Annotated in this window: 16 protein-coding genes, 1 tRNA gene and 2 pseudogenes; 10 read left to right on the forward strand and 9 right to left on the reverse strand. The window is 45.8% G+C overall.

What is annotated here, in order from left to right:
- The first annotated feature begins 562 nt into the window (after positions 1 to 562).
- Positions 563 to 2,683, forward strand: a complete 2,121-nt coding sequence (locus ACQUQM_RS01935; RefSeq protein WP_432472796.1) for an adenylate/guanylate cyclase domain-containing protein — start codon at positions 563 to 565, stop codon at positions 2,681 to 2,683.
- Between the two features lie 146 nt (positions 2,684 to 2,829).
- Here the strand turns inward: ACQUQM_RS01935 and ACQUQM_RS01940 are convergent.
- Positions 2,830 to 3,784, reverse strand: a pseudogene (locus tag ACQUQM_RS01940) (IS5 family transposase).
- Between the two features lie 1,029 nt (positions 3,785 to 4,813).
- Between ACQUQM_RS01940 and ACQUQM_RS01945 the strand changes: the two are divergent.
- From ACQUQM_RS01945 to ACQUQM_RS01955, 3 genes are read left to right on the forward strand one after another with little or no spacing between them, the layout of a single operon-like run.
- The gene (locus ACQUQM_RS01945; protein ID WP_432472797.1) at positions 4,814 to 5,044 is read left to right on the forward strand and encodes a hypothetical protein; all 231 of its coding nucleotides are present in this window, start codon (positions 4,814 to 4,816) and stop codon (positions 5,042 to 5,044) included.
- Entirely contained in the window at positions 5,037 to 6,215 is a 1,179-nt protein-coding gene (locus ACQUQM_RS01950) for a tyrosine-type recombinase/integrase (protein WP_432472798.1), read from the forward strand. The genes ACQUQM_RS01945 and ACQUQM_RS01950 overlap by 8 nt, the downstream gene beginning before the upstream one ends.
- The gene (locus ACQUQM_RS01955) at positions 6,208 to 6,507 is read left to right on the forward strand and encodes a hypothetical protein (protein WP_432472799.1); all 300 of its coding nucleotides are present in this window, start codon (positions 6,208 to 6,210) and stop codon (positions 6,505 to 6,507) included. The genes ACQUQM_RS01950 and ACQUQM_RS01955 overlap by 8 nt, the downstream gene beginning before the upstream one ends.
- A gap of 70 nt (positions 6,508 to 6,577) precedes the next feature.
- On the opposite strand, the gene ACQUQM_RS01960 is transcribed toward ACQUQM_RS01955, so the two are convergent.
- Genes ACQUQM_RS01960 through ACQUQM_RS01970 form a run of 3 tightly spaced genes read right to left on the reverse strand, consistent with a single transcriptional unit; the run spans position 6,578 to position 12,053 of the window.
- Positions 6,578 to 9,085 (reverse strand): tyrosine-type recombinase/integrase, encoded by a 2,508-nt coding sequence (locus tag ACQUQM_RS01960; protein ID WP_432472800.1) that lies wholly within the window; start codon positions 9,083 to 9,085, stop codon positions 6,578 to 6,580.
- A complete protein-coding gene (locus ACQUQM_RS01965; protein WP_432472801.1) occupies positions 9,082 to 11,298 on the reverse strand; it encodes a hypothetical protein in 2,217 nt (738 codons plus the stop codon). The genes ACQUQM_RS01960 and ACQUQM_RS01965 overlap by 4 nt, the downstream gene beginning before the upstream one ends.
- The gene (locus ACQUQM_RS01970) at positions 11,295 to 12,053 is read right to left on the reverse strand and encodes a hypothetical protein (protein ID WP_432472802.1); all 759 of its coding nucleotides are present in this window, start codon (positions 12,051 to 12,053) and stop codon (positions 11,295 to 11,297) included. Before ACQUQM_RS01970 ends, ACQUQM_RS01965 begins: the two co-directional genes overlap by 4 nt.
- A 262-nt stretch (positions 12,054 to 12,315) precedes the next feature.
- Between ACQUQM_RS01970 and ACQUQM_RS01975 the strand changes: the two genes are divergently transcribed.
- Positions 12,316 to 12,624 carry a hypothetical protein gene (locus ACQUQM_RS01975; RefSeq protein ID WP_432472803.1) on the forward strand — a complete coding sequence of 103 codons (309 nt, stop codon included), beginning with the start codon at positions 12,316 to 12,318 and terminating at the stop codon, positions 12,622 to 12,624.
- A 66-nt stretch (positions 12,625 to 12,690) separates the two neighbouring features.
- Positions 12,691 to 12,876 carry a hypothetical protein gene (locus tag ACQUQM_RS01980; RefSeq protein WP_432472804.1) on the forward strand — a complete coding sequence of 62 codons (186 nt, stop codon included), beginning with the start codon at positions 12,691 to 12,693 and terminating at the stop codon, positions 12,874 to 12,876.
- A 128-nt stretch (positions 12,877 to 13,004) separates the two neighbouring features.
- Here the strand turns inward: ACQUQM_RS01980 and ACQUQM_RS01985 are convergent.
- The 3 genes and pseudogenes from ACQUQM_RS01985 to ACQUQM_RS01995 form a co-directional block, all read right to left on the reverse strand.
- Positions 13,005 to 13,367, reverse strand: a pseudogene (locus ACQUQM_RS01985) (integrase core domain-containing protein); the annotation flags it as partial.
- A gap of 506 nt (positions 13,368 to 13,873) precedes the next feature.
- On the reverse strand, positions 13,874 to 14,458 hold the full coding sequence (locus ACQUQM_RS01990; protein WP_432472805.1) for an AAA family ATPase: 585 nt from the start codon (positions 14,456 to 14,458) through the stop codon (positions 13,874 to 13,876).
- An 11-nt stretch (positions 14,459 to 14,469) separates the two neighbouring features.
- Complete coding sequence (locus tag ACQUQM_RS01995) at positions 14,470 to 14,871, reverse strand: TA system antitoxin ParD family protein (protein WP_432472806.1); 402 nt, start codon at positions 14,869 to 14,871, stop codon at positions 14,470 to 14,472.
- Between the two features lie 1,054 nt (positions 14,872 to 15,925).
- Between ACQUQM_RS01995 and ACQUQM_RS02000 the strand changes: the two genes are divergently transcribed.
- From ACQUQM_RS02000 to ACQUQM_RS02015, 4 genes are all read left to right on the forward strand, one after another.
- Positions 15,926 to 16,001: transfer RNA gene (locus tag ACQUQM_RS02000), tRNA-Thr, on the forward strand.
- Between the two features lie 162 nt (positions 16,002 to 16,163).
- Positions 16,164 to 16,487 (forward strand): hypothetical protein, encoded by a 324-nt coding sequence (locus tag ACQUQM_RS02005; RefSeq protein WP_432472807.1) that lies wholly within the window; start codon positions 16,164 to 16,166, stop codon positions 16,485 to 16,487.
- Positions 16,488 to 16,750: 263 nt separating this feature from the next.
- Positions 16,751 to 17,533, forward strand: coding sequence for a substrate-binding periplasmic protein (locus ACQUQM_RS02010; RefSeq protein ID WP_432472808.1), 783 nt, complete (start codon positions 16,751 to 16,753; stop codon positions 17,531 to 17,533).
- Positions 17,520 to 19,892, forward strand: coding sequence for an EAL domain-containing protein (locus ACQUQM_RS02015; protein ID WP_432472809.1), 2,373 nt, complete (start codon positions 17,520 to 17,522; stop codon positions 19,890 to 19,892). The genes ACQUQM_RS02010 and ACQUQM_RS02015 overlap by 14 nt, the downstream gene beginning before the upstream one ends.
- A 738-nt stretch (positions 19,893 to 20,630) precedes the next feature.
- On the opposite strand, the gene ACQUQM_RS02020 is transcribed toward ACQUQM_RS02015, so the two are convergent.
- Positions 20,631 to 23,678: an EAL domain-containing protein gene (locus tag ACQUQM_RS02020; RefSeq protein WP_432472810.1), complete on the reverse strand. Its 3,048-nt coding sequence runs from the start codon at positions 23,676 to 23,678 to the stop codon at positions 20,631 to 20,633.
- A 3-nt stretch (positions 23,679 to 23,681) separates the two neighbouring features.
- Positions 23,682 to 24,668 carry a substrate-binding domain-containing protein gene (locus ACQUQM_RS02025; protein ID WP_432472811.1) on the reverse strand — a complete coding sequence of 329 codons (987 nt, stop codon included), beginning with the start codon at positions 24,666 to 24,668 and terminating at the stop codon, positions 23,682 to 23,684.
- Positions 24,669 to 24,943: the final 275 nt, after the last annotated feature.

The raw sequence follows: 24,943 nt of genomic DNA on the forward strand, positions 1-24,943 counted from the left end.
GCATACACCGCTCCGTCGGAAAGAGTATTCACACAACCTGGCCACAGAGGAGACATCAAAGGCTAAGACCTAAGAATCGCACTCTATGGCCAATCTTATCTAAAGCGGTCATTCTCAGTGACAGCATAGCTGGACTCATATCGACCCGGAGGGTTATTGGCTGACACCGTTTTTTTCTCTCTTTGAGGGCAAATTTCGCTACACAGCAGTCAATCTGCCAATTGGTAGCTTGTTGCTACATACCTACAGGTCAGGTAGGCCTAATCGGTAAGAGGCCCAGATTTTGTTTGTCTGGAAGCTCTCTTTCGTGAAGGTAGTTCGGATGCCCGAATTCAAAGGCCTACCCAATGGTCACAGCTTCGGCTCCATTTCCATCTCCATCTCCTGTAGTTACTGACCCTGTTTGCAATAAACGTTCAGAGCTAGCTGTTTGCAACATCAGAGGGAGGTTGTTGAATAGCAACGTGCCAGTCCGGTTTCGCTCCGGATTGAGTGACAGGTGTTACACTGTATTTAGCTGTTCAGTAATAAAGCGCTGCACCCATTCATGAGGCTTCGAACTATGGCGGTTGCCAGTTTGCGAGTTCGGTTAATTATCCTGTTCTTCCTGTCCGTCGTTCCGGTATTGGCGTTGATCCTGATGACGAACATCGAGCAGCGGGAACTGGCAGAAAAAGATGTCAAGGAAGATGCTTTGAGCCTGATTCAACTGACCACTAGCCAGCACGAGCACTTCATCAAGGGTGCACGGCAGTTACTCATAGCCCTGGCGCAGTTGCCATCGGTAAGGAGTCGTGATGCGGCAGCCTGCAGCCCCCTGTTTACTGATTTATTCAAACGCTACCCCTTCTACACCATCCTCGGTGTGGCAGATCTCGACGGCAACATTTTCTGCAGCCCCTTTCGTTCAACCCGACCGGTGAATATCGTAGATCGGGCCTATTTCCAGGGCGCGCTTAACAGCCGGGATTTTTCGATCGGCGACTACGCGATCGGTCGCAGAACCGGAAAAGCCTCTATGCACTTCGGTTATCCGGTCCTCGACAGAAATGACAATGTCCAGGGCGTGGTCTTCGTTGCGCTGGACCTGATGTGGTTCAAGGAACTTGCCGCAAGAATGCATCTGGCCCCCGGGACTACGCTTACCCTGTTCGACCGGAACGGCACCATCCTGATGCGCTATCCCAGCTCCGAACAGTGGATGGTGGGCACTTCTGCTGTGAGCGTCCCGCTGTTCAAGACAATCCACGCTCAGCAAGGTGATGGTATCGTTGAAGCAGAGGATCTGGATGGCGTGATGAGCTTGTTTGCGTTTGCCCCCATCGGCCGTAGTGAAGAAGCAGCGGCAGGTGATATAGCTGTATTCCTTGCGGTTGGTATCCCCACCGCCACCGCCTTTGCCGAGGTGAATTATATCTTCGTCCGCAACTTGTTCATTTTCGGAACCATCGCTCTGCTTGCTCTCGCAACGGCTTGGTGGCTCGGAAGCCGTTTTATGCTGCGTCCGGTGCGGGCTCTGCTCCAAGCTACCGAGCGACTTCAGGGAGGAGACCTCAGCGCCCGTACGGAGTTACCACTGCGACAAGGAGAGCATGGACAGTTAGCCAATGCTTTTGACCATATGGCTGAGCGACTTCAGCAGCGAGAGGAGCAGTTGCAACATTCCCTTACCGAGGCCACAGAACTTAAAAATCTACTCGATAGCATTTTCGCTTCCATCGCCAGTGGGGTCATCACCACCGACCTTCAGGGGCGGATCACTCTGATCAATGCTGCTGCCCTGAGAATCCTTGGGTATAACAAGGACACTGAGCTTGTTGAGCAGAACGTGGCCAACCTCCTGCCCCCGCTAGGCACGACGCTGCTGCCTTACGTCTATCGTGTGGGACAAAGCGGTGAGCCGGTGGTAGGGCTCGAAACGAGTATAAACATATTACAGCACGGTATGGTGTACTTGCGCTTCAACCTTTCAATCCTCAAAGGCCATGAGCAAACGCCGGGCATCGCCATCGTCGTAGACGATGTTACGGATAAAAGACGTATGGAGGCCCGGGGGCGGTTACTCGAGCAGATGGTCTCACCCGGTATCCTTAATCAGCTCGATCCGGAGCGCCTGCAACTGGGGGGCAGTCGCACCGAAGTTACTGTCTTGTTTGCAGATATTCATGGCTTTACCAGCATTAGTGAGCAGCTCAATCCGGAGGATCTGATCGGGTTGCTCAATCGCTATCTGGCTGCGATGGCTAATGCAGTGCTTGCCGAGGAGGGCACTATCGACAAGTTCCTGGGAGATGCGGTGATGGCCTGGTTCAACGCTCCGCTACCCCAGCCCGACCATGTACTACGAGGCATACGCGCAGCACTCAGGATTCGCGATGCCATTTCAGCTCTGCACAAGGAAGTATCGCCGCTGTTCCATCTCTCCGTTGGTATCGGGCTTCACGTGGGCGATGCGGTATTGGGGATGGTCGGCACCCAGGAACGTATGGAGTACACCGCGATAGGCGATAATGTGAACATAGCCAAACGTATTCAGGAAAATACAGACGCCGGTGAAATCCTGATCAGCTCTGCTGTATACGCCAGCGTCAAGGAATACGTACATGTGCGTCCGGTCGCTGCTATTCAGGCCAAAGGCAAGCAGAAGCCTCTGGAAGTGTATGAACTGCTGGGGTTGCGATAGCCGTTGCTGTTTGTTTGGGAATCTGCGATTAAGTCGGTTATCCATTCTGAATAAGCGATTCCCAGCTTAAAATAGCAAAAACACGTTAGTTCGTTACAGCTTTGCATGTCTGCATACCAATTCCTAGATATGCAGGCGCGCTGATCCTATGTTCTTATCATCTGACTCACTCTGACGATATTGGTCAGCGCTAAAAGTGTTGCCAACTTACAGTCGTTTTTCCTTAATCCTCGATATCTAGCTTTGGTGAATCCAAACTGGCACTTTATTATCCTGAAGGGATGCTCGACCTTAGCTCGAATACTGGCTTTCATGTATTCGATATTGATTGGGACTTTATTGATTCTCGGATGCTTCTCGAGAGTCCTTACTTTCCCTGGTCATTCAGCAACGTGCCAATTAACTGCTTTGTCTCTAAGGCTCTTCCGCTTATCGATTCCTCGATAGCCTGCATCAGCAAAAACGTACTGCTCTTCACCGTGTAGTAGCTGCTCTGCTTGGTTCAGGTCATGCTCATTAGCTGCCGTCGTTTCGAAGCTATGTGTCAGCCCTGTTTTGGTATCCACCTTTCATACCAAAATTCCACATATTGCCTTTTTGGGTCTGATGCATCTCAAGATCACGCTCGCCAGTTTTGTTCTTCGTTGAGCTAGGAGGCTCGATAATCGTAGCATCCATTAAGGTGTCTTCCTTGACCAATATTCCTGCGTCGATCAGCCAGCTATTTACTTCCTCGAAGATCTTCCGACCAAGTCCGTGGCGTTCCAGCAGGTGTCGTAAGTTCATAATAATTGTGTGGTCAGGGATTGGACTATCGAGCGAAAGACTCGTAAATAGCCGCATTGATGCTATCTCATAAAGGGCATCCTCCATAGCAGGATCGCTCAGGCTATACCACTGCTGGAGGCAGTGAATACGTAGCATCTTGCTGAGCGGGTAAGGCCGCCGACCGTTACCCGGCTTAGGATAATAAGGTTCAATGACAGCTTCAATCTGCGGCCACGGAACGAGCATTTCCATTAGAGCAAAGAACTTTTCTTTCCGGGTTTGGCGGCGCTTTTGTCGATACTCACAATCGGTAAAGCTGAGCTGATGTTCCATGCGCTGATCCCGGCTAACACTAAGCCGGGCTGTCTCACGCGGAGGGACTTAATCGCACCTTTCCTAGGCTCAAACCAGTTACTGCGGATTCCAACTTGTACAAGACTTCCCCTTTCTTCAGCTGCTTGATGTTGCCTTTGTTGAGTAAATCTGTAATGGCTTTGTCAGACAGGGCACCGAAGGTGGACAGTTCCCGAAAGTAAGGGAGCCCAAGGGGTTCGATCAATGTAATTGATTTTACTGTATCATACTCGTATTCATCCTCTTTAAGTGCACTCTAAGGTTAGAGCGTATTAGAGGATATTGCAGTAGTTGTTAAGGTGTTATCAGTAGTAAGGTGTCGACCACAGACAGATACGTAAAGATAGTCTGGGCAGGATGGATAAGCTGATTCCTTGGAAACCTCTTGAAGCTATCATTGAGCCTTGATCGTAGGTTTGTATGGGCTCTTTTTTGACAGCCTTACCTCTATCACCTAAAGTGCACTTAACTCTGACACTTTGTGCGTTTTTGAGTGATGATTAGTAAGCTAATTTTTTGATTTAAAACCACGAAGGTTAGTGGGTGTGAGTCTCTCTCTCACCGCCACGAATGCCATATAGTTGACTAATGGTTTCGATCTTATATATGAGAAAAATTATCGGCTATTCCTTATTCTTCTGCTGTTATTTATACCAGTGAGTTAGAGGAGGGTGTTATTTCTGAAAGGGGGAGATCAGGAAAGATTTTGTTAACGCTCTACTATGTACGTTCTATGATCGCAATACCTGATCAACTACCTCTAACGCGTTGGCTATATTAATCACTCTATAGGTCACGCAGCCGCATTTGTTACGGTAATTCCCCCGAAAAATAACGGTGCTCAAAAGTAGAATTTTCTCGTAATTTATACGCAGGTGATTCTGCATGAAAAAATCACGTTACACCGACAGCCAAATCGTGGCGATCCTTAAGCTATATATCTAGAGCTTGCATTTTTTGTACCCGTGTTGAAATGGAATTGCATCCAATCAACGCAGGAGAAAAAACGTGTCTACGTTCCTTACAACTAAGCAGCTGGCTGAGCGCCTTCACTACCATCCCGTCTACATCAACCAGTCCCTGAAAGATTCGGTTTTTATTGAGGGTACACATTATATTCGCCCATTTGGTGGGCGAAAAATTCTCTACCTCTGGGAAGCGATTGAGGAAGAGCTAACTCGCTTTTCTAAATCCACCGCTGCAATTCCTATGGCGAACGGAGGTTACTGTAATGGGTAGTATCCGAGCACGAGGAAACGGTGGAAATCTTTTCTTTGATTTCCGTTATCAAGGCAAGCGTTGCCGTGAACAGACTCTGCTCCCAGACACACCAGGAAATCGAAAAAAGCTACAGGAGGTGATGGATCGGATTGAAGCTGAGATCACCCTGGGAAACTTCAACTACGCATTGCATTTCCCGAACAGCAAAAATGGTGATCTGACTGTTGGGGCACTAGCAAGTCTTAAGGCCCAGCAGCAAATAGGACCACTGTTTAAGGAGTTTGCTGAAGAGTGGTATGAGGAGAACAAGGTCCAGTGGAAGCGTTCTTATCAGAAGATTGTTCGCGGTACTCTTGATTCGAAACTCATCCCGCATTTCGGGGAAATGAGCGTCGGAAAAATCGCTAAGTCAGATATCCTGAAATTTCGCGCGTCACTCGCCAAAGTTGGTCGCGAAATACCAGGCAAAGAGTTATCGCATGATCGAATCAACCATATCCTAACACCCTTGCGGATGATTCTTAACGAGGCCTCCGAACGGTTTGAGTTTAACACACCCTGCCTTGGGATTAAGCCACTCAAAATTGCCAGACAGGATATTGAGCCGTTCTCGTTGGAAGAAGTGCGGCAGATCCTAAATCACGTACGTAGTGATTACTGTAATTATTATGTAGTTCGCTTCTTTACCGGCCTTCGAACGGGAGAAGTTGATGGTCTGCAATGGCAGTACGTGGATTTTGAGAATCGGAGGATTTTGGTTAGGGAGACAGTCGTACAAGGGGAGATAGATTCTACCAAAACCCCCGAGTCTTGCCGTGAAGTTGAGATGTCAGAGCCTGTTTACGCAGCGCTAATGGAACAGAAACAGGTTTCTTACCGGAAGTCCAAATTTGTGTTCTGTAACGGTCATGGTGGCCCACTGGAACATCGCAATGTTACCCAGCGTGTATGGTACCCGCTTTTAAAACACTTAGGGATAAAAAAGCGGCGCCCTTATCAAACAAGGCATACAGCAGCAACATTGTGGCTTGCGTCAGGGGAAAACCCAGAGTGGATTGCTCGTCAGATGGGACACTCCACAACACAAATGCTGTTTACGGTGTACTCGCGTTATGTACCAAACCTCACGCGTCGAGATGGTTCGGCTATTGATCAATTGTTGCGAGCGCGGGGTTTTACAGATGAGTGAAATAGTAAAAATCGTGGAAGGCTGGTTTGAGGTTACTAGTATTAAGAGAGGTTCCCGCAATGGTCTGATTTTAGAATTGGTGACTTCTGAAAAAGAAATTGAGTTGGCGATATCCAGCCGAGAAGTTGTTAGGTACTTTCCAAGGGGAGTTCAGATTTCCTATCAAGTTGATCTTTGGGGCTGTGAAGATAACGGTCGCTTTGTACTAGGAAATATCAAGCAGGTATTTGTTCCTGAAATAGACGGGAAAAATCTGCTGAAAGCTCTGTTATTGAATTGGCTTACTAACTAGGGATAACTACAGGAAACTTACATATAATGCGCCCAGAGAGGGGCGCATCTAACCATGAGAGTTGCTAGCCCTAGCCGCTGTTTTGAACCAGCTCAGCCAATCCATTAATGCTTCTGTCCTTAATTCTTGCCTGGCTTGTCCGAGACCTACAGTTCGGTATCAAAGCCGCTATCGCTTTTCCAGAAAGTTGCTCTTCACCATCTTCCAAGGAAGATCTTTCTAGAGCATGTTGTGCGCCCACTTCAAAACTATGAACATAAACTCGAAAGAAAGTCGTGGCAGTTTTATGTCCCATCAGTTTCAATAGATGAATGATGCTGGTTATGTTCGTTGCAGGTAAAGGACAGTCTGGGTTCTCACCTACGAAAAATCTGAGCTTTCCTATGCCGTCATTGGAAAAGCACCAATGATCTTTCTCAAGCAGTTCACCGATTAAGTCCTCGTAACGGCAACAGTACCAGCGTAGAAACAGATGGCTGGCAAATGAATGGCGCAATAAATGTAGATCTGCACCATTTCCGCAGTAGCTCTTTAGGATTTTTCTGGCTTTACAGATCATCTCGGGAGAAGTGCATTCATCAACCCTATCGTTTTCTGCAAAAAGGTATACCTGCTTTAGCTGAAGCTTTTTACCTGTTTTATTCTTATATTTTCTGTGCTGAATTTGTCGATGCTCAACTACTGACTGTACTCTACGGCACACCTCTGGTTGGGCAATTTGGTGTAGCGGAATGGACCGGTATGCAGAGGGCGTTTTAAATCTGGGTAGGTAGATTACAACCTCATTTCGGTTGGCGACTATGTTATTTAGGGTGAGGTTCGCAATCTCTCCAGAGCGAAGACCAGCATAGAATGCAAGATCGAGTATACATGCGAGTTGTTCTCTGTCATCTGATTGGGATTTAAGAATTTCTGAGGTGACCAGATCAATTTCTTGCAGTCCAAGAATATTGTTACGTCGTGTTAGTGTTAGCCCATTTCCTTCGTATTCCAGAGGAAACTCTAGATCAGTAAACAGACCTAGGTTTTCTCTGGCAAACCGGCAGAGATGGCGCATTGAACCAATAATTTGATTAGTGGTGTTGTCATTTAGGTCTCGGTCCAACAGATACTCAGAGACTAAAATCTCAGCATCTTCTTCATCCCAGATAGATAGGTCATAGCTGGTGGGGTATTGGAATAGTCCCTGGTTAAATAATTGGCTAATATCTTTTCGGAAAGTATCCAATGTTATAGGCTCTGAAACTAGCCGAAACTTGGCCCACTCAATAGCAAGATCAATGCTTGTAATTGCTTCTTTTTCGAGATGAATTGTGATTTTTTCGAGCTCTTCTAAATCTGATTTCAGGGAGTAATCTTCAGATCCAAGTGCTGAAAAATGAGCAATACATTTTGGTTTAATATCATTCAGAAGTGCCATGCATAGCTCAGGATCTACTGTGCTATTTCTGTATTTCCCTCTCTTATCTGTTAGTGAATATCTGAGCTTCTGTATGGCCCTACGAATTTCAATCCGGCATACCTCAAGCCAGTGGAAACGATCAATGTCATCGGCGTCGATAACTTGAGATCGAAGTGAACGGATAAGCTTTGTATCTTGAGAGGATTTTGTATTCTGAGCTTGGCCGGATCGGAGGATACACCTTGGCCAAGCATCATGGTTGTCAGCCTGAAGGAATTTGAATGCACCGCTGTGTGCTGGGGGGGATAGTGGCAATATATCTGAATTCAGCCTCGATTGTATGATTGGCTCTATACAGCTGAATACTGATTGGTATTTGGCAGCTTCGAGAATATCGATGGGTTTTATTCCATATGTGCCAAAAAGAGATTCTTCTTTCTCCCGCAATTTAAGAGCAGCTGGACGTAGAAGGTTGGTTAATTCTGATTTGCTGGTGGGTATACATAGAGATCTATCCTTTTTGTCTTTTTGTTGCTGCCTCGCGTGATAAATTGCGTTGAGGATTAATGATGCTCTTGGTGACAACGGTAGATTGATTATGGTTTCTTCACTAGCTTTGGGGTGAACCTTAACTGAAATATTGTTAGGCAATGACTCCAGTTGATCCAGACGTTCAAATGCATCAATTAGATGTGGAACAGATAGGCTTGTAGAGCTAGCGATTTCCAGCACTGCAGCTAATACCAATTTGTTACGCCACTTATTACTAGAGAGGTCACTATGCTCAATAACAATAGTGGTCCATAGGTGGCCTTGAAGGCTCTTAAATATGCTATAGGCTGCTAGCTCCTTTTCATTCTTGGGTAACACTGACTCCCGTTCACGCTTTTCAGAAGTCGCTAGAAATCTGCAATTCCAGTCGTGGACCTGTAGAAAGGAAATGACCTCGTTAATTTCTATTAATTCTTGGACTGATAAATCAGTTTTCAGCCTGCCGTAAGCACTATAGTGATTTTTTACAGCTCGGCAAATAGCTTTTTGAGCGACTACTGTAATGGATTTCTTTTCTCCAAGTACTTCAAATATTGCAGTTAGAATCAGTAATCTTTTCTGAGTCCAGAAGCCTGGTTTTCTTAGAGATACGTCAATGGCGTTTATAGATAGAATAGCGGTCATAACCATGGGCCCCTAAGAACTTTAAAGCCAAGGTCAGCGACAAATTTTTTTTGAACGGTTTTCAGCTCTTTTAATATTTCTTGCACTGAAGCACTTGATTCTGGTGCTGTGAGATCCCAACCATCTATGTGGTGGCCCAGGCATGCATCAGCAAACGGTGTGCCCTTGGAGTCGTGAAGGTAGGTCGATGACTGATGCCGAGAAGCATTAGGCCTTTTGAACGGGAAGTCGATTCCGAATTTTTCTTTAGCTAAATTTACAGCTACTTCACTAGTCAGATGTTTGCTGTAGAACTGGCCAGTCTGTTTGGGACTAAGGTGATAAAGGGGACGATATGAGTCTAGGAGCTCTTTGCTCACTTGAACCCCCAAGCGTTCTAGCTGGCGGTATCCTTGTTCCCTGGAGCTGAGAACTTCTTTCAGTTGTTCGTTAATCACGGGTAGCCCGAATAACAACTTAGATTCCGAATAGAAACGGCTATTTTTGTCTGAATGGATCAGCAGGTTTCCTATATACATAGTTCCACTGTTATACCCAGCTGGACGATTTGCATAACCATACTGCATCATCCAGTAGAGATAGGTCTCCAGGGTATTAAGAACTTCAAGGACTTGGGCTTTGGTCTCGTTTGCATTGAATGTACCTGGTGCCGATATGTGTGGAGTAGGGAACGATATGTGTTTATATGTATTCCCGATTTGTGAACCAACAGTACCGTTAGGTGGAGTATCGCTTTCGGAGGATAAAAACTCTTGCAATTTTTCTGAGACAAATTTGTTCCGATCTAGAAAGCTATTTTCCTTCAGGTAAGTGAATAGCTCTGAGGTTGCAGAGGCGAATTTATCATTTAAGTCCCGAATGTTTCGAGAGGCATAACAGCTTCTCGCACGAAACTCGATTGGGATTGAACCGCTGATAATGAACAACTCACTTTCATCCATGAATTGATTTCGGAACAGTTTTAGCCCCGAATTAGCGACTCGGTTAATTGTGGGGGATGGCCCAGCATTAACCTCTGAAAATTTTCTGATTTCATAACTATCTTGTAATCCTTGCTTTGGTAACTTCTCACTTATTGTTTTTAAAAGGGAATTCAGTTTCTTCGGTAAGGAAAGACAAAATTGGATAGGTGATAATCCGTCTTGTGGCTTTTCAAATACAGTAGCCAGGTCTCTTACTTCGTAGAAAAGGCAACCATCGATGAGGGCATAAACGATATTATCCGATCTAATGTTATTGGCAGAGCCAACGGTAAATTTTGCCCAGCGATCTCTGCGTATGCCAGTTAAAAAAGCTAGCAGCGAAAGAACAAATAATTCGCCTTTTTGGCCTTGAAGAAGTTGTTTCCAGTATGATATTAAACAGCTCCAGGATAGCTGGTTCGGATCGGCTAGTGATCGAACGTTGTTGCGGATAAATACTGGAATTTTTTGTTTCAGTGCCTGTGTCTGCTCTTCAGAGTTGAGCCCCCCTTTATTACTGATATCAACTGATTTATCTGGTGCGTGATCGAATTGTTCATCTACAGGGGCAACTTTGTGGCTTCTATAAGATCTAGGAGATAGGGCACGATCTCTATTCTTTACTTCAATAAGGGGAGGCTGCTCCCAAAACGATGGGCTGTCAGGGATATAAAGATCTGATCCGATCCAACCGCGTCCGTGGCGTATTTCAAACGTTGAATCATATTTCGATTCGAGATCTTTTTCGGTTTTTCCATGGGTTGGAAGTGAATGCTCTTGTGAAAAATCGATAATCATTGCATCACGTAACCGCTGTATATCACGGGAGTATTTGCGCGAATTCTTTAGCAAATCGCCGGGAGCAATCCGAGAGTTCACTAATTCAATGAATTCAATTAGCAGCTTTGCCTGTAAATGAAGTGACCACTGCTGATATAAGTATCTTTTAGTGATCGCATAAAAGATAGGAAAGTCGGTTATGTCGGTTGTAGTGTCATCGCTATTTGATGGGATTTTACCTTCTTTTGGTAAAGAGCTAATCAGTTTCTTAACATCGCCTTTACGAGCCCAGTCAGTGTTTATATTCAGATCGTAAAGCCGGGTAAGCAATTCCTTCCATGCCTTTACTGTTGGAGGGGGCATGCAGTGCTGCAGAATGGGATTCAGAATTAATGACCATTCAAAATCCCAGAGGCCTATTCTACTTAGCAGCTCTATATTCGATTGATATTGTTTTGAGAGGAAACTCATTGATCGTCCCCCCGTTTAGAAAGTTCTGCGTACGTATTAGCAATTTTTTCTTTAAGTTTTTCAATGGATTCGGAATCATCGGAATTTAGGATTCTATCGATAAATGCCTGTGCATATATAGGCTCTTCATCCCTGAAGAGGGTGTATATTTCAAAGAAATCTGGCTTTCCTTCGTGTTCTGCCCATTTTCTTTCGCAGTTTATCGATGTCTTATCTGTAGTCATCATTTTCTTTATTGTATTAACTACAGGAGATTGGAGGCCTAGGAATTTATTAATTGATTCAGCTGAGATTTTACATCCGTCAACCGGTGAATAGTCTCTCCTCGGATTAAAAGCAAAATCCTCTAGAAGAGCTTGTTGCAAATCCTTATCTCTGCGTAAGGCTCTTAGGGACTCTTCAAGAGAATTTTGGGCAGTAATGTGCGGATTTATATGGCCAATAAGAAACTGTAGAGCTCTTAATTGGTTATCAGTAAAGTTCTGAACTCTTAAGACAAATGCTAGAACAGTTGCTTCAACTGATAGGCTTTCTATTAAGTTAGTAAGTCGTGTATCAGACACATTCAGCAGAATGAATTTATCCTCTTTTCTATATATAACTGGGACGATAGGCGAGCATACAAGATGGCTTAAATGACCAGCGCAAGATTTTGAGCTGAAGCCACAAATATCTTTTATTCGTATTTCTGTAAGATCACCTGAGATCAAATATTCAGCTGTCAGCTGAAAAAAGGACTGCTTTTCAAATTTCATTAAACTATTCCAATTAGTAGATCGTCTCGTTTGAAATAGTATATTGGCTTGAAATTAGACGGCCGCCGGATAACGCGTTAATTTTTAACACCTCACCCGCAATTTTTTGAAATAATAAATAGATTTATTATTTGATTTTGTTATATGTAAAGATCCATGCGGTCGCTGCTAATGAATGCGAAGCTTGGCTCATAGGCCTCTAGGTTGCGTTTATTGAGAGTCTGGCAATCTGGTTTACATAACCAGCTATACCGGAGTTCAAATGCAATTTAGTAAACACTATCTGTCTTTCTGGCAACATCTTTTCAACCAGGTTGGAGGCTTGCTTGGAGACCTGACTTTTAAGGAGTTCATTGATGATCCATGGGCTCAACTCGCATCACTACGTGATCCATCTAAACCTCAAGGAATGTTGCTTGCTCTCTGTAAAAAGCGTATTTATGTATCCACCGATCAACTTCCGCCGCTTGAGTACAGGCTTGATCTAGCAGAGATTTCTCACATCGCAGAAGAGCTGTTTAAATGGAGTGAAACTGGGGATATCGGTTCGGTCAAGTATGTATTGCATTGATCGGAATGATGTCTCATCTGGCCTCTGCGATCAACGGGTATACTTATCAGTAAGAGGAGCAGCATGATGTCCAAAAAAGATTTGAGCCCAGCTAAAGGCATGTTGAAAAAGCGCCGTTCAAATAAGGCCATGACAGATGAGGAGTCCCTCGCAAGTGCTTTGGAGCTGAAGAGTTCGTCTACTAAGGACCAGAAACGTCAGCCTTCCAACAAACGAGATAGTGATATCTGTAATCCTGATTTATCTGAGTAATTCGGTTCGATACTGCTTAGTGTCTCTGTTCTGTCTTTAGTGTTAATAGCAACATATATGTTGCTATTTGGTTGTACATGCTTAGGGAAGGTGGGATTAAGTCGCTTCTTTCTGTAAACCTCCCCTAGTTAGTTACACGTATAATTAGAGTTTTCCGACAGTGAATGTTTAGCCAAATACTCCCATGGCGTCAGGTCGTTCAGTGAGTCGTGTGGTCGTTCTTCGTTGTATTCACGCACCCAGTTTTTAGTCAGTTCTCGCGCTTCATTTAAGGTCTTGAACACATACATATTCAGTCTCTCGTCGCGGTAAGTGCGGTTAAATCGTTCGAAATAGGAGTTCTGTGTCGGGGTACCTGGTTGTATAAACTCAAGCTGGATACCGTGTTCTTCTGCCCACTCTGCAAGCGTTGTTGAGATAAACTCAGGAGCATTATCCATTCGAAGTGTTTTAGGATAACCTCGTCAGGCGACTGCTTGTTCCAGCACCCGTGGAGCAATCAGCGCGTATTATTGCCCTGCAAAAATCGAGCTGCGTTTACGGAATAGTGTGGATGAGCTTGTGTACACCTAGCATGAACAAATGAGGTGAAAGTCCTCTGTAGAAAGTTACCATCCATAGCGATTTGTGAATTGTTGTAATATCGGATTGCTCAGTAAGACTATACCAGCTAGTGACCACAAGGTTATGCATCGAAAAGTCTGCTTGTTGCCCAACCCCTGAGCCAGTTTAAGGCTAAAGAAAAAGAACTGGCAATTACGCCGTCAGCATTCCTTTATGTTCATGCCTCGTCCTATTGGCGCTAACCTCCGATAATCAAAAGATAGTCTATTATCACGGAGAGTCGATACACCCTTATGCCATCCTTGCAGCTGTTTCCGTTGTTTCCTCTGGTCAGCATTTTTCTCATGAAATATTTAGGGTGAAGCGTGTGACGATGATACCCGACGCGGCTCCGTCATTGCCACGGGCAAGTGGTTCACTTTAATGAAGGGGATTAAATCAGATCGCTTAACAAGTCTGATGCCCATACAGGTAAGGGAGATTGCTGTAGCGATATATTCTGATTACGAATAGTAGCTACTTGCTGAAACGGGTTTGTGTAGCTTGAATTGTCCAAAATTCTCACCTGATCACACAATGGAAGCACTTTGCAGATGTTTGCCAAGGTTCTTGGGATGCAGGCTTCTACTTTATCTTCAGGAACAAAGTGTCCGCCTTCTTCTACGCGTTGAGCTATGCGCGCTTTGTTTAGTGAGGAGGATTTAACATGGCTAAGCACCAGTACAACGTGGTAACCGAACCCCTTTGCCTTGGCCACAAAGTCGATCTTAGATGGATGCGAAAAGACTGTTTCAAGGCAGAAATTAGCTCCATCCAATAGCAGCTGCTCACGCATTTGCGCAGCTAACTGAGCTGCCTCGTAACTGTTGCCTTCGGGGTCTTCCGGAAATACCTGCTTTGCAAGCACATCAGTATTAATAAAAGGCATTCCTCTTGGCTCAAGGAATTTTCGGTAAAATGTGCTTTTACCAGCCCCGTTGCCACCAACGAGCATCCAAAGCTGCTTATCGTTGCTCAACTTGCCTCTCCTCAGACTGGCTGGAACTCACCATTTTTAAACCTGCCTAAGGTCACGGTACCATCCAAAGCAATTTGTTCTAGCAACCCTGGGTGCTGCACTGACGCCTGATATCTCAAGGAGCTAGATGTGATATTGTCCTTAAGGTTGCCACATTCACGGTCTTCTTCGAGAGCGTGGAATACGGCCTCGGGATCAACAGTAGGCCCAGCTACGGGCTCCACCTTCACCCTTGCCAGACCAGAATAAACCTGCAGCAAAGTCTCGGGAGTGATGACCTTGGCTACATTCCGGCCGATATCAGCCCAATATTCGATCTGCTCAGCTGTCGAGCGATGGAGTTGTTTTCCCGTAATCCTGGCTTGCTCAACTAGGTCTGCCTCTAAACGAAGTGGGGAATGTGCCTTTGCCATAATGCTTTCTCTAAACTGAGTTATTTACTCTTCAATTGTAGCAGATCGCTACAGCAAGACTAAACAGGGGCAAATAATTGCTGATAAGTCGAATGGTAATTATGGTAGTCCTAAACAAAAAAATGAGCAGCTAGCCTCTCCTAATGAATAGCCTTGGTCGAGAACCAGGCTGGCGGCTTCTATGTTGAAAACGATCTACGTTGTCTTGCCATTGAACACTTCTCCTAAGGTGGTGAGAATACCGCCTAACTTGGTGTCCGGAGACATTAGACCATATTGTGAACGAAACAAAATATGCACTGAACCTCGGAAAGAATAAAGAGTGGTATGTGGTGACGCAGGATCATTTTCTACTGTGGGCAGAGAAGGCCGGTATACCATGGCGAGCAATAAAACCACATTTGGGTGATGTCATGGATAAAGCCTGTACACAATGGCCGAGCTTACAATGGACGAAAACCATAAGCGAAGCTTGAGAGAGCGCTGGAATAAGCTTCAGAGTGATTTCAAAATAGAAGTTGCAGAATAAGTGACTTCCATGAGCCTGATGCATCCTGCTCTGCTGGTCATTTACCATCAAATTTGATGGGTTTTCCGTTATTTTAATAGTAAAAAAATCAAAATGATTATCGATTTATCAATTTTGACGGTATAAATTTCAAAATTGCTGAATCGGGATGTCCATCTTTTCAAAGAATCAATTGTGCATGTGATCGTGATAGAGGTCATTTCGCTTGTGCCCAAGCAAACCCTCGTAACCACTGGGTTTGCCGAATATTGGCTAATCTTCGTAAATCATGATTACTTTGTTTTCAGAGAGTTGCAATCTATAGCAAGCTAGAAGAAGGTGACATAAGAATCAATAAGTTACGGGTTAAATATTGACATGGTAGAGGTCGGCAGTTCGAATCTGCCTAGTCCTACCAAAATTCTGAACGAGACAGCCGCTTACGGTTTATGCTGAGTGGCTTTTTTATCTCTGATTTCATGTGTGACCAATATGTGACCAACTGGATGGTTGTTTTTTGGCATATATATGCACATGAATATTATCGCCGGTATAGCTCAGTTGGTAGAGCAACTGACTTGTAATCAGTAGGTCCCGAGTTCGACTCTTGGTGCCGGCACCATTCTTAAGTACTGCTAAATCCGCCATCTCTCATTCCTTTAACTTTTTCCAGTAGTTAGGTAGGCATGTCTATCGCTGCTTTTTCAACACTTGTTCTGCTAGTTCGAGTATCGTATTTTCAACACAGACTTTTAAATAGTGAATACATCACAGGGGACGTGTTATGAAAAGACGAAAAGAATGTTACTTAAAGACGCTAGGTCAGCGCTTAAATCAGTTTTATATTTCTATTCGTGATTATGATAAGACTGATACGAATTTACGTAGCGGCGTCGAGGCCTTCATGGAAGCAGGGTTGTTGCTCGAAGGGGTTACTCAGTCTGAATTAGAAAGCGTAATAAATGAGCAGCATAAAGCTGTATTTGGTTTGTCTCTGGGTGAAAGGCAGCGATCAGACATACTATCGGCGCATAGCACGGGCAACTACGCTGCCTTTGATACACCAGCTTGGCAACGTAAAAAGGTTAAAATTCCGGAACAGTCCTGAGTATTATCGATAGGTCCGCTTTCGCCACACAGCGGTCTTTTTCGTTTGCACTGTTGAACTTCTGTAATCGGCACAAACCAGGCATTAAAGGCGTTAGTTTAAGGCAGCAATGTGTCTACTAAAGATTGGCCGAGTCAATAAACGAAGCATATTTTTTTGATATTTTACTTACGATTTTGAGTAATAAAACAAACGTTAGATGAAGTTTTGTTGATAGGATTTGATCGTCAAATCTCTTTTTGTCACATGAGTGTGTAGAGTATATGAACCTTGCAAAGTCTATCTTAATTTCGTTAGCCGTTATATTTTCTCCTCCCACCATTGCCGTAGAGCAGCCTGTCCGGGTTGCAGGCGATCCCTATCCGCCCTGGGCGGAAGGTGAAGCTGGCGAACAATCAACCAAAGGCATTGCTGTTGATATAGTTGAAGAACTGTTTGCACGTTTGAATAGGGAGACCCTGGTTAACATTTACCCTTTCAAGCGCGGTATAGACAGAATTAAACACGGCGAGGAAGATATCATACTGATGGTATCCGAGTCGGAAGAGCGCAAGGCCTTCATGCTGTTTACATCCCCTATCAGGCATGTCGAATTTGTCCTATTTACCCCTGTAGGAAAAGAAACCTTTGCCTGGAAAGGCTGGGCAGATTTAGCAAAGTACAACATCGGCGTCGTCACCGGACAAAATATGGGTGATGACTGGAAGAATGCGATCGATATCCACGGACTGAAAGTTGAAGAAACCCAGAGCGATATTTTCAATATTGAAAAACTGTTGCGGGGAAGGGTTGATATGATTGCCGCAGATCGTGAAGTGTTGGAACGTATCATTGAGAAAAATCCTAAATACCAGGATTTGTTGGCAGCTAATGATAAGCCGATTTATGTCAGCATGAACAATCTAGGCATTTCAAAGAAATCCCCCCTGGCGTCGGAACTGCTGGAAATTAATGCGACGCTACAGGGAATGAAGGACGACGGCACTTTCCAGAAGATTTTCTGCGTCTACAATAAGAGTTATTCCGGTAATTGTGAAATCAATTAACTTTAAAAGCCGGTTAACCCGGCAGTTAATATTCAGTATCGTGCTGTTTAGTTCGTGCATTACGGTGGTAATCACGGCTATTCAGCTCTACCAGAAATACAATTCTGGCGTAAGCCAGGTTGAAGATCAGGTCGCTCAGATTGAGACCCTTTCTCTTCCAGGCCTGACAGGCAACCTGTGGAATATGTACGAAAAGCAGGTCCGGCTGCAACTGGATGAACTGGTCCGCATGCCCAACGTCAGCTATATGGAAATACGTAGCCGTGGTGAGGTTATCGCGTCTGCCGGACATCCAACTAATGATAATGCCATTGCCCGCACATCACCCATTATCTATCAACGCAATAATGAAGCGATTCCAATTGGCGAGTTTCTAGTTATAGCGACCCTTGATAACGTTTATGATGATATTATTGATACCGCATTTTCTGTCTTTATTGCCAATGGAATAAAGACCAGTGCGGTATCCCTGTTTATTTTCTTTCTGTTTCAATACCTTATTACTCGACATCTGATCCATATATCGCAACACGTAAAGAAAATATCCTGCACCAATTACGATCAGCAAATTACCCTCGAACGCCGCTTCAGTAACGATGAGCTACAACTGCTGGTAAGCTCAATTAACGCTATGAAAAACAAGCTCCTTCAGGAAGAGGTAGAGCGTGTAGATGCTGAGAAACACATTCGTTCGTTATCAACGGCAATAGAGCAAAGCCCGGTATCAGTAATGATCACTAATCCGGTTGGACACATCGAATACGTAAATAATACCTTTGAGAAAGTTACAGGTTACAACCTGAGTGATGTAGCAGGTCAGACCCCCCGCCTACTGAAATCAGAAAATACCCCTCCCAGCCGATACCAGGAAATGTGGCAAAAAATCAGCTCCGGGCAGTCATGGCAGGGTGAACTAGAGAACTGTAAGAAAGACGGAGAGCTGTATTGGGAAAATATGAATATAGCTCCAGTACTGGATGACTCAGGCAGCATTGCTCACTATGTAGCAGTAAAACAGGATATCACTGAGAAGAAACGGCAGGATAAGCTTATTCTGCAACAAGCTTACTACGATACCCTCACAAAGCTGCCAAATCGCTTTCTTGCAATGGACCGGCTTTCTCAGTCACTCAAGGAAGCTCAGCGCAACAATAACAAAGCCGCCGTCCTGTTTCTGGACCTGGATCACTTTAAAGTAATCAACGATTCTTTAGGGCATGAAGCTGGCGACGACTTGTTGCGGCAGGTTGCCATTCGCTTAGGCAATTCGCTGAGAAAGGAAGATACTGTCGGGCGGCTTGGCGGTGATGAGTTTATTATTCTCATCGACGGCTTAACGCATGCTAGGGAAGTCCAGTTTGTCGCTGATTCGATATTAAATTCACTTAACCCGCCCTTTATAATCGGAGAGCGGGATTATGTCATTACCGCGAGTATCGGTATTTCCGTATACCCCAATGACGGAGAAACAACATCAGTATTGTTGCGTAATGCCGATACTGCAATGTACGAATCCAAGAAAGGCGGCCGTAATACCTATCGCTTTTTTTCCGATAAAATGAATAAGAAAGCAGCTCGGCGACTCACTCTTGAAGAGCAACTTCATGGTGCGCTGGAACGGAAGGAATTGTCTGTACATTATCAGCCACTGGTCGATATCAAAAAACAGCAGGTAGTTGGAGCTGAAGCATTGCTGCGGTGGCATAATCAGGAGCTAGGTTATGTTTCTCCCGACGAGTTTATTCCGATTGCAGAACATACAGGACTTATTACCTCTATAGGTCAGTATGTATTAACTACAGCACTTAATACCACTGCCAAATTCAGAGATAGATACAATGATGAATTTAGCGTCGCGGTCAACATATCCCCGGTACAATTTCGCGATCCCAATCTATCTACATTTATTAGCGATACCCTGCAGCAGCACGGCCTTGATGGGTGTGCGCTGGAGCTTGAAATAACCGAAGGAGTCCTGTTAGAAGAAAACAGCAACATTGGGCAATCCTTGAGTGCAATACGTGTACTGGGAGTCAGTCTATCCATGGACGATTTCGGTACCGGGTATTCATCTCTGAGCTACCTGCAAAAATACCCGTTTAATACGCTGAAAATTGACCGCAGCTTTGTCAATGATATTAGCGACACAAAATCCTCAGACAGCCTACTATTAATCAATGCCATCGTTTCGATGGCCCACGGTATGAGACTGAAAGTGATCGCTGAAGGGGTAGAAACAGAGGAGCAACTCAATATCATTATTGCGCAGCAGTGTGATCTGGTTCAGGGTTACTATTTCAGTCGACCTTTGCCTGAAGATCAGTTTATAAAATACTTAGATACGTATTTACTTTCGTAGGATTGAAGTCGCTCATTATTTTCCTTGTAAAAGGCTATTAATTACAGATCTCTCTATGCATTTCAATTTCAGCCTTCCAACACCAACCAGTTGTTAATTGACGGTAAGCAACTGACTGCTTTCTGCTGTGGATTCAGTCTACACCGACTCTCTCGATCTAATGACTGATCTCAGACATGCGTAATCATTGAGCATGAATACTTATAAATGAACACCTTATCGTCCTCACCACACGACTAGTAGATGTAATACGAGAAGTAGTGAGGTTGAGGCCACCCGTCCGGATAAAGGAGGGGGGGCTCGGAATGGCGTGGCCTCAAATGAGCTATTTAGGGAGCCGCTGGAGACAGACTCACAAAATAACTTATTGTAATTAACGATATACAAATGCACTGATCAGTGTCAGCGACAAAGTAACCAAAATGGAGAGAGGTCGGTGAAGCTTTATTTTGTCCAAAAAGCTATCAGTGGCTACCTGGTGTATCACTACAATTGGAATAATAAATGAGGTCCGTTCACTTGACAGCCAAGACGCTGCCCCAGCGCCAAAGTAACTGGTTGAGATTTTCGGTTGTATTTATATTGTGAGGCGGGCTTTCCTACAAAATGTCTTTGATAATTTCATTGCGGCAGCTGCTTTAAAGATTTGTTGATCTTAAATCTTCACGTTTTGGTCCGGGGTGCTAGGAAAGTAAAGCATTGAATAATTTTGTGTTACCAGACTATGCCATTTTGCTGTTAGTCGATTTCACAATATGTGGCCAATGTTAGGGAATCGGCCAGTACTTTTAATTGCTCCACGCTATCAGGTCTGCCTAGCAGAAAACCCTGAAGCTCATCGCAGTCTAGGCCGCGAAGGAAGTCCTGCTGCTCTTCAGTTTCAACTCCTTCAGCCACAACCCGTAAGCGCAGACTGTGAGACATGCTGATGATCGCCTGGACCAGGGTTTCATCATCAGTGTCGCCGGGGATATCTTTGATGAAAGAGCGGTCGATCTTGACGGTGGCGACCGGCAATTTTTTCAGATACATCAATGAGGAGTAGCCGGTGCCAAAATCATCAAGAGAAAGTTTCACGTCCATTGCTCGGATCCGGTTAAGTACTGGGAGAACCTGATCGATATTTTCTATAACGTGGGTTTCAGTTATTTCCAGTTCAAGAAGGTGAGCCGGCAGGATGGCGTGGTTCAGTGCGGCTTTGATATCCCGCACCAGGTCATGCGAGCATAGTTGGCGAGGAGACAGGTTCACCGAGACCGGGATTTGATAGCCGTCGGCATTCCATGCCGCGGCCTGCTGGCAGGCATTGCATAATACGAAACGGCCAATCTCGATAATCAGGTTGGAGGCTTCAGCAATGGGGATGAATTCGTCTGGGGGAACCAGACCGAGCTCTGGGTGGCGCCAGCGGAGCAACGCTTCGGCGCCGAGCACTTCCTGGCCTTCAATATCGAAACGCGGCTGGTACTGGATAAACAGTTCATTGTTGTCCAGTGCCTTGCGCAAGTCTTCTTCTAAATGATGGCGTCGCTGGTCACGCGCGCTTTGCGCCTCGTCGAAGAACTGAATAACGTTGCGCCCCGCTTCCTTGGCCTGGTACATCGCCTGGTCGGCATTATGAGTCAGGGTGTCGACATCTTCGCTGTCCTTGGTTACCAGAACGACCCCTATGCTGGCTGAACTGAAGCAGCGTATAGAATCCAGCTCATAGGGTTCACTCAGTGCCGCGAGAATACGCTGAGCAATCTGTTTAACTTGGTTGCGGTTGTGAATCTTACGCAGGATAACAGTGAACTCGTCGCCACCGAGCCGCGACACCGTATCTTTCGCTTGTACACAGGATCGCAATCGATCCGCAACCTGATGCAGTAATTCGTCGCCCACGCTATGGCCGTATGTATCATTGATGTTTTTGAAGCGATCCAGGTCGATGAACATAACCGCGGTGATAAGCTGCGAATCGCTGTTTAGTGCTTTTTTCAGCCTCTGGTTGAACAGACTACGGTTTGGCAGGCCTGTCAGGCTGTCATACTGAGCTAGTCGCTCCAGCCTTTGTTCGGCAGCTTTCAGTTCTGTGATATCGCTGAACAGGATTACACAGCGATTTTCACCATCTTCGCTGGGCAGGTGGGTCACCGAGACCAGTACCGGCAGGGCACTACCATTAAAGCACTCCAGGGTACCCTCACCTTGCCAGCGGGGGGCGTGCTTTAATTGCTGCAGAATCTCTGGATGAGCTGCCAGGAAAGAGTGGATGGCTGTTGTGATGTCGTGTTCATTGATACCGCTCATCTCAAAAAAGGCTCGGTTTGAGGAGAGCACATTCTGTTTATCATCGAGCACAATGATCGCTTCAGCTGTTTCGGCAAATACCTGCTGAGCCAGCTGTAATTGATTCTCAGCCTGCTTAATGTTGGTTATATCCGTCGCGATACCACCTATCGAAAAGGGTTTGTCCTGATCATCAATAATAGGAAATTTACTCACCAGAAAGGTACTGAGGCCATTATTGGTTTCGATGTCCATCTCGTACTGGATTGGACGATGACTGTGCAGCACTTGCTGGTCCGCTTCAAACGCCTGCACCATCAAATCATCGGTCAGAATTCCTTGATCCTGGTTGCCTATCAGCTGTTCAGGCGTCGTGCTCAGCACCTCGGCGAAGCGTTTATTGACCAGTTGATAGTTGTGCTCCAAATCCTTAATAAAAATCAGGTCCGGTGAATTATCGATAATACTGGACAGGTGTTTGTCGCGGTCGCGGATGCGCACCAGCATTGTCTCGATTGCATTACCGACACGAATGAATTCATGGAAGCGTCCACCACTGAAGGGTTGTGGTGAACCATTTTCCGGGACCTGTTCGGCGTATCGGGTCAGGTGAAGTAATGATCTGCGGGTCAGATGCCGGATATCCAGCATGGTAACAATGCCCAGTATCACCACCAGCAAGGCGGCCCCAAATAGGTTGGTGATGTAAGCATCCCGTAAGGCCAGATAAGTGCTGTTGGGCAGGAGCGTGCGTACGCTGTAATTGTTGCTAATGCCGATACGTAAGTCATGCTCCCGCAAGATACTGTTTCCAGTATTGAGTACGCCCTTGAGAATAGCTGCAGGCGCACGCAAGTTGTGGAGTTGTCTTTGCTCGCTTTCCAGTCCGGCCAGTATGTTAGCACCATAGCTCAGGGAGATGGCATGGGAGCCAAACAAGCTCTGCAGCTGATTGATGATCCAGTAGTTGTCGTTAAGCAGTACGAAGGTATGCAGTTTTCCGATGACTTCACCGAACTGCCCATCAATCACTGGCAGGGTCAAATGCAGTAAACTGTAGAGCTTATCGTCCCCTTCTGTGTTCATGCTTGTCCAGGTGCCCAAAGGACTGTGACGCTGGCTAATCTGCTTTAGTGGTAACTGGATATCGAGCAGGCTGACATTGGTGGAAACGATGCTGGGACCGTCCTTATCCTCGACGACGAGGGCATCAATATACTGTCCACTGGTACCCGCCAGCAGATTGTCAATTACCTGGGCTATGCGGGGGGCATCGTTCGCGCTGAGTCCCTGGCGCAGTTCTTGGCTCTTGGTGACCTCCTGGCTGATCTGCTGAATGTTATTGAACTGTGCCTCCAGTAGCCTGTTCAGCCCGCGTTGATCGCGTTCGTAGGCCTGTATGATCTCATGCTGGAGCGCCTTCTCTGAGCCGAGATAAGCTGTTGTGAGAAGAATAGCGGAGGTGGTTGCCAGCAGAGCCAGCACCCTGAACAGGATTGCCGTTGAAAAACGCACAGTTTAGTGAGCCTCTTTTGGCAGGCCGCTGAGTCGGAACGCTTGTTGCTTCAGTCTTTCGATCTCGGCTGGTGATTGGCTTTTGTCCAGCAGCTCGATATCGCCGGCAAAGATGTGTGGGACGCGTTCCGGTTGATTAAGCTGGTCCAGCTTGATGGCTTCCGCCATCGCGATGCCATTATCATCGTTGATACGCATTACGGTGACATCTAATCCCTGCTGTTGCAGCTCCGTCAGCTCTGCGTCACCTCCGCCCCAGCCGTTCAGGAGGATATCCAGACGGTCTGTTTCCTGTAAAGCTTGCAGGGCTCCAAGTGCAACATCGGTTGAATTGGCGAAAATCATCTTAATATCCGGGTGTTCCTGCAGAGTACGCAGAGTGGCTTGATACGCCTTATCCCGATTACCATCGGTGTAATAGGCAGCGACCTGAGTCACCCCCGGGTATTTAGCCGCTTCGCGGGCGAAGGTGTCGCCACGCATCTTGCTGACATATCCTGGTGAAAAATACAGCATCAGGTACTTGCCCTGGTGGTTGATCTGTTTGAGCATTCGGTCGGCCAGAAGTTTGGTGCCCTGAGCGTGATCGAAGCCGACATACAGGAAGGGCTGGTGTGACTGCCAGCGAACCAGTGGTGTGGTGATGTTCTGCAGGATCAGTTTCGGCTTGCCTCGAGCTAGTATTCGCTCGATCATTCTGCCCTGTGATGCGATATCAAGGGTAAAGACCAGATAATCAGGTTGCCATTGCAAGGCTTCAGAAAGTTGTCGGCTTTGTAGACTGGCATCTACTGAAGGTTTAGAGAAAAAGGACCTCAGTTCGTAGGGCAGCTGGGTACTTCGCAGACGACTCTCGAAGGAAGTTTCGCTCCTGCGCCAATAGTCCGACGCCTGCAGTCCAGGGTAGACAATGGCAATACGAACCGGGTGATCTGGTTTAGTAGTGATAGGTTCCACCGCTGCGCGCACGATGTCTGCAAACTCTGCCATGACGGCATTCTGTTCGGGGTGTTGGCTGACATAATTGTCGATACGGATATATTCTTCCGCTGCTTGTATTGTTGGGCTACACAGGGCTGTGATTAGCACTAAAGCTGTTATAGCTTGGGTACCTATCCATGAGAAAATTCGGTACATGGCGACTAATCTCCTTTTAGTTTTTGTCACTAGCGGAGGGGGGGGAAGTGACCGGTTTTCAACCTTAAATCAAGAGTAGTGCACACGAACGGACTTTCTAGTTAGACATCCCCAAATTGGGGAAAGTG

Source organism: Amphritea sp. HPY (assembly GCF_050870985.1).
Taxonomy (GTDB): domain Bacteria; phylum Pseudomonadota; class Gammaproteobacteria; order Pseudomonadales; family Balneatricaceae; genus Amphritea.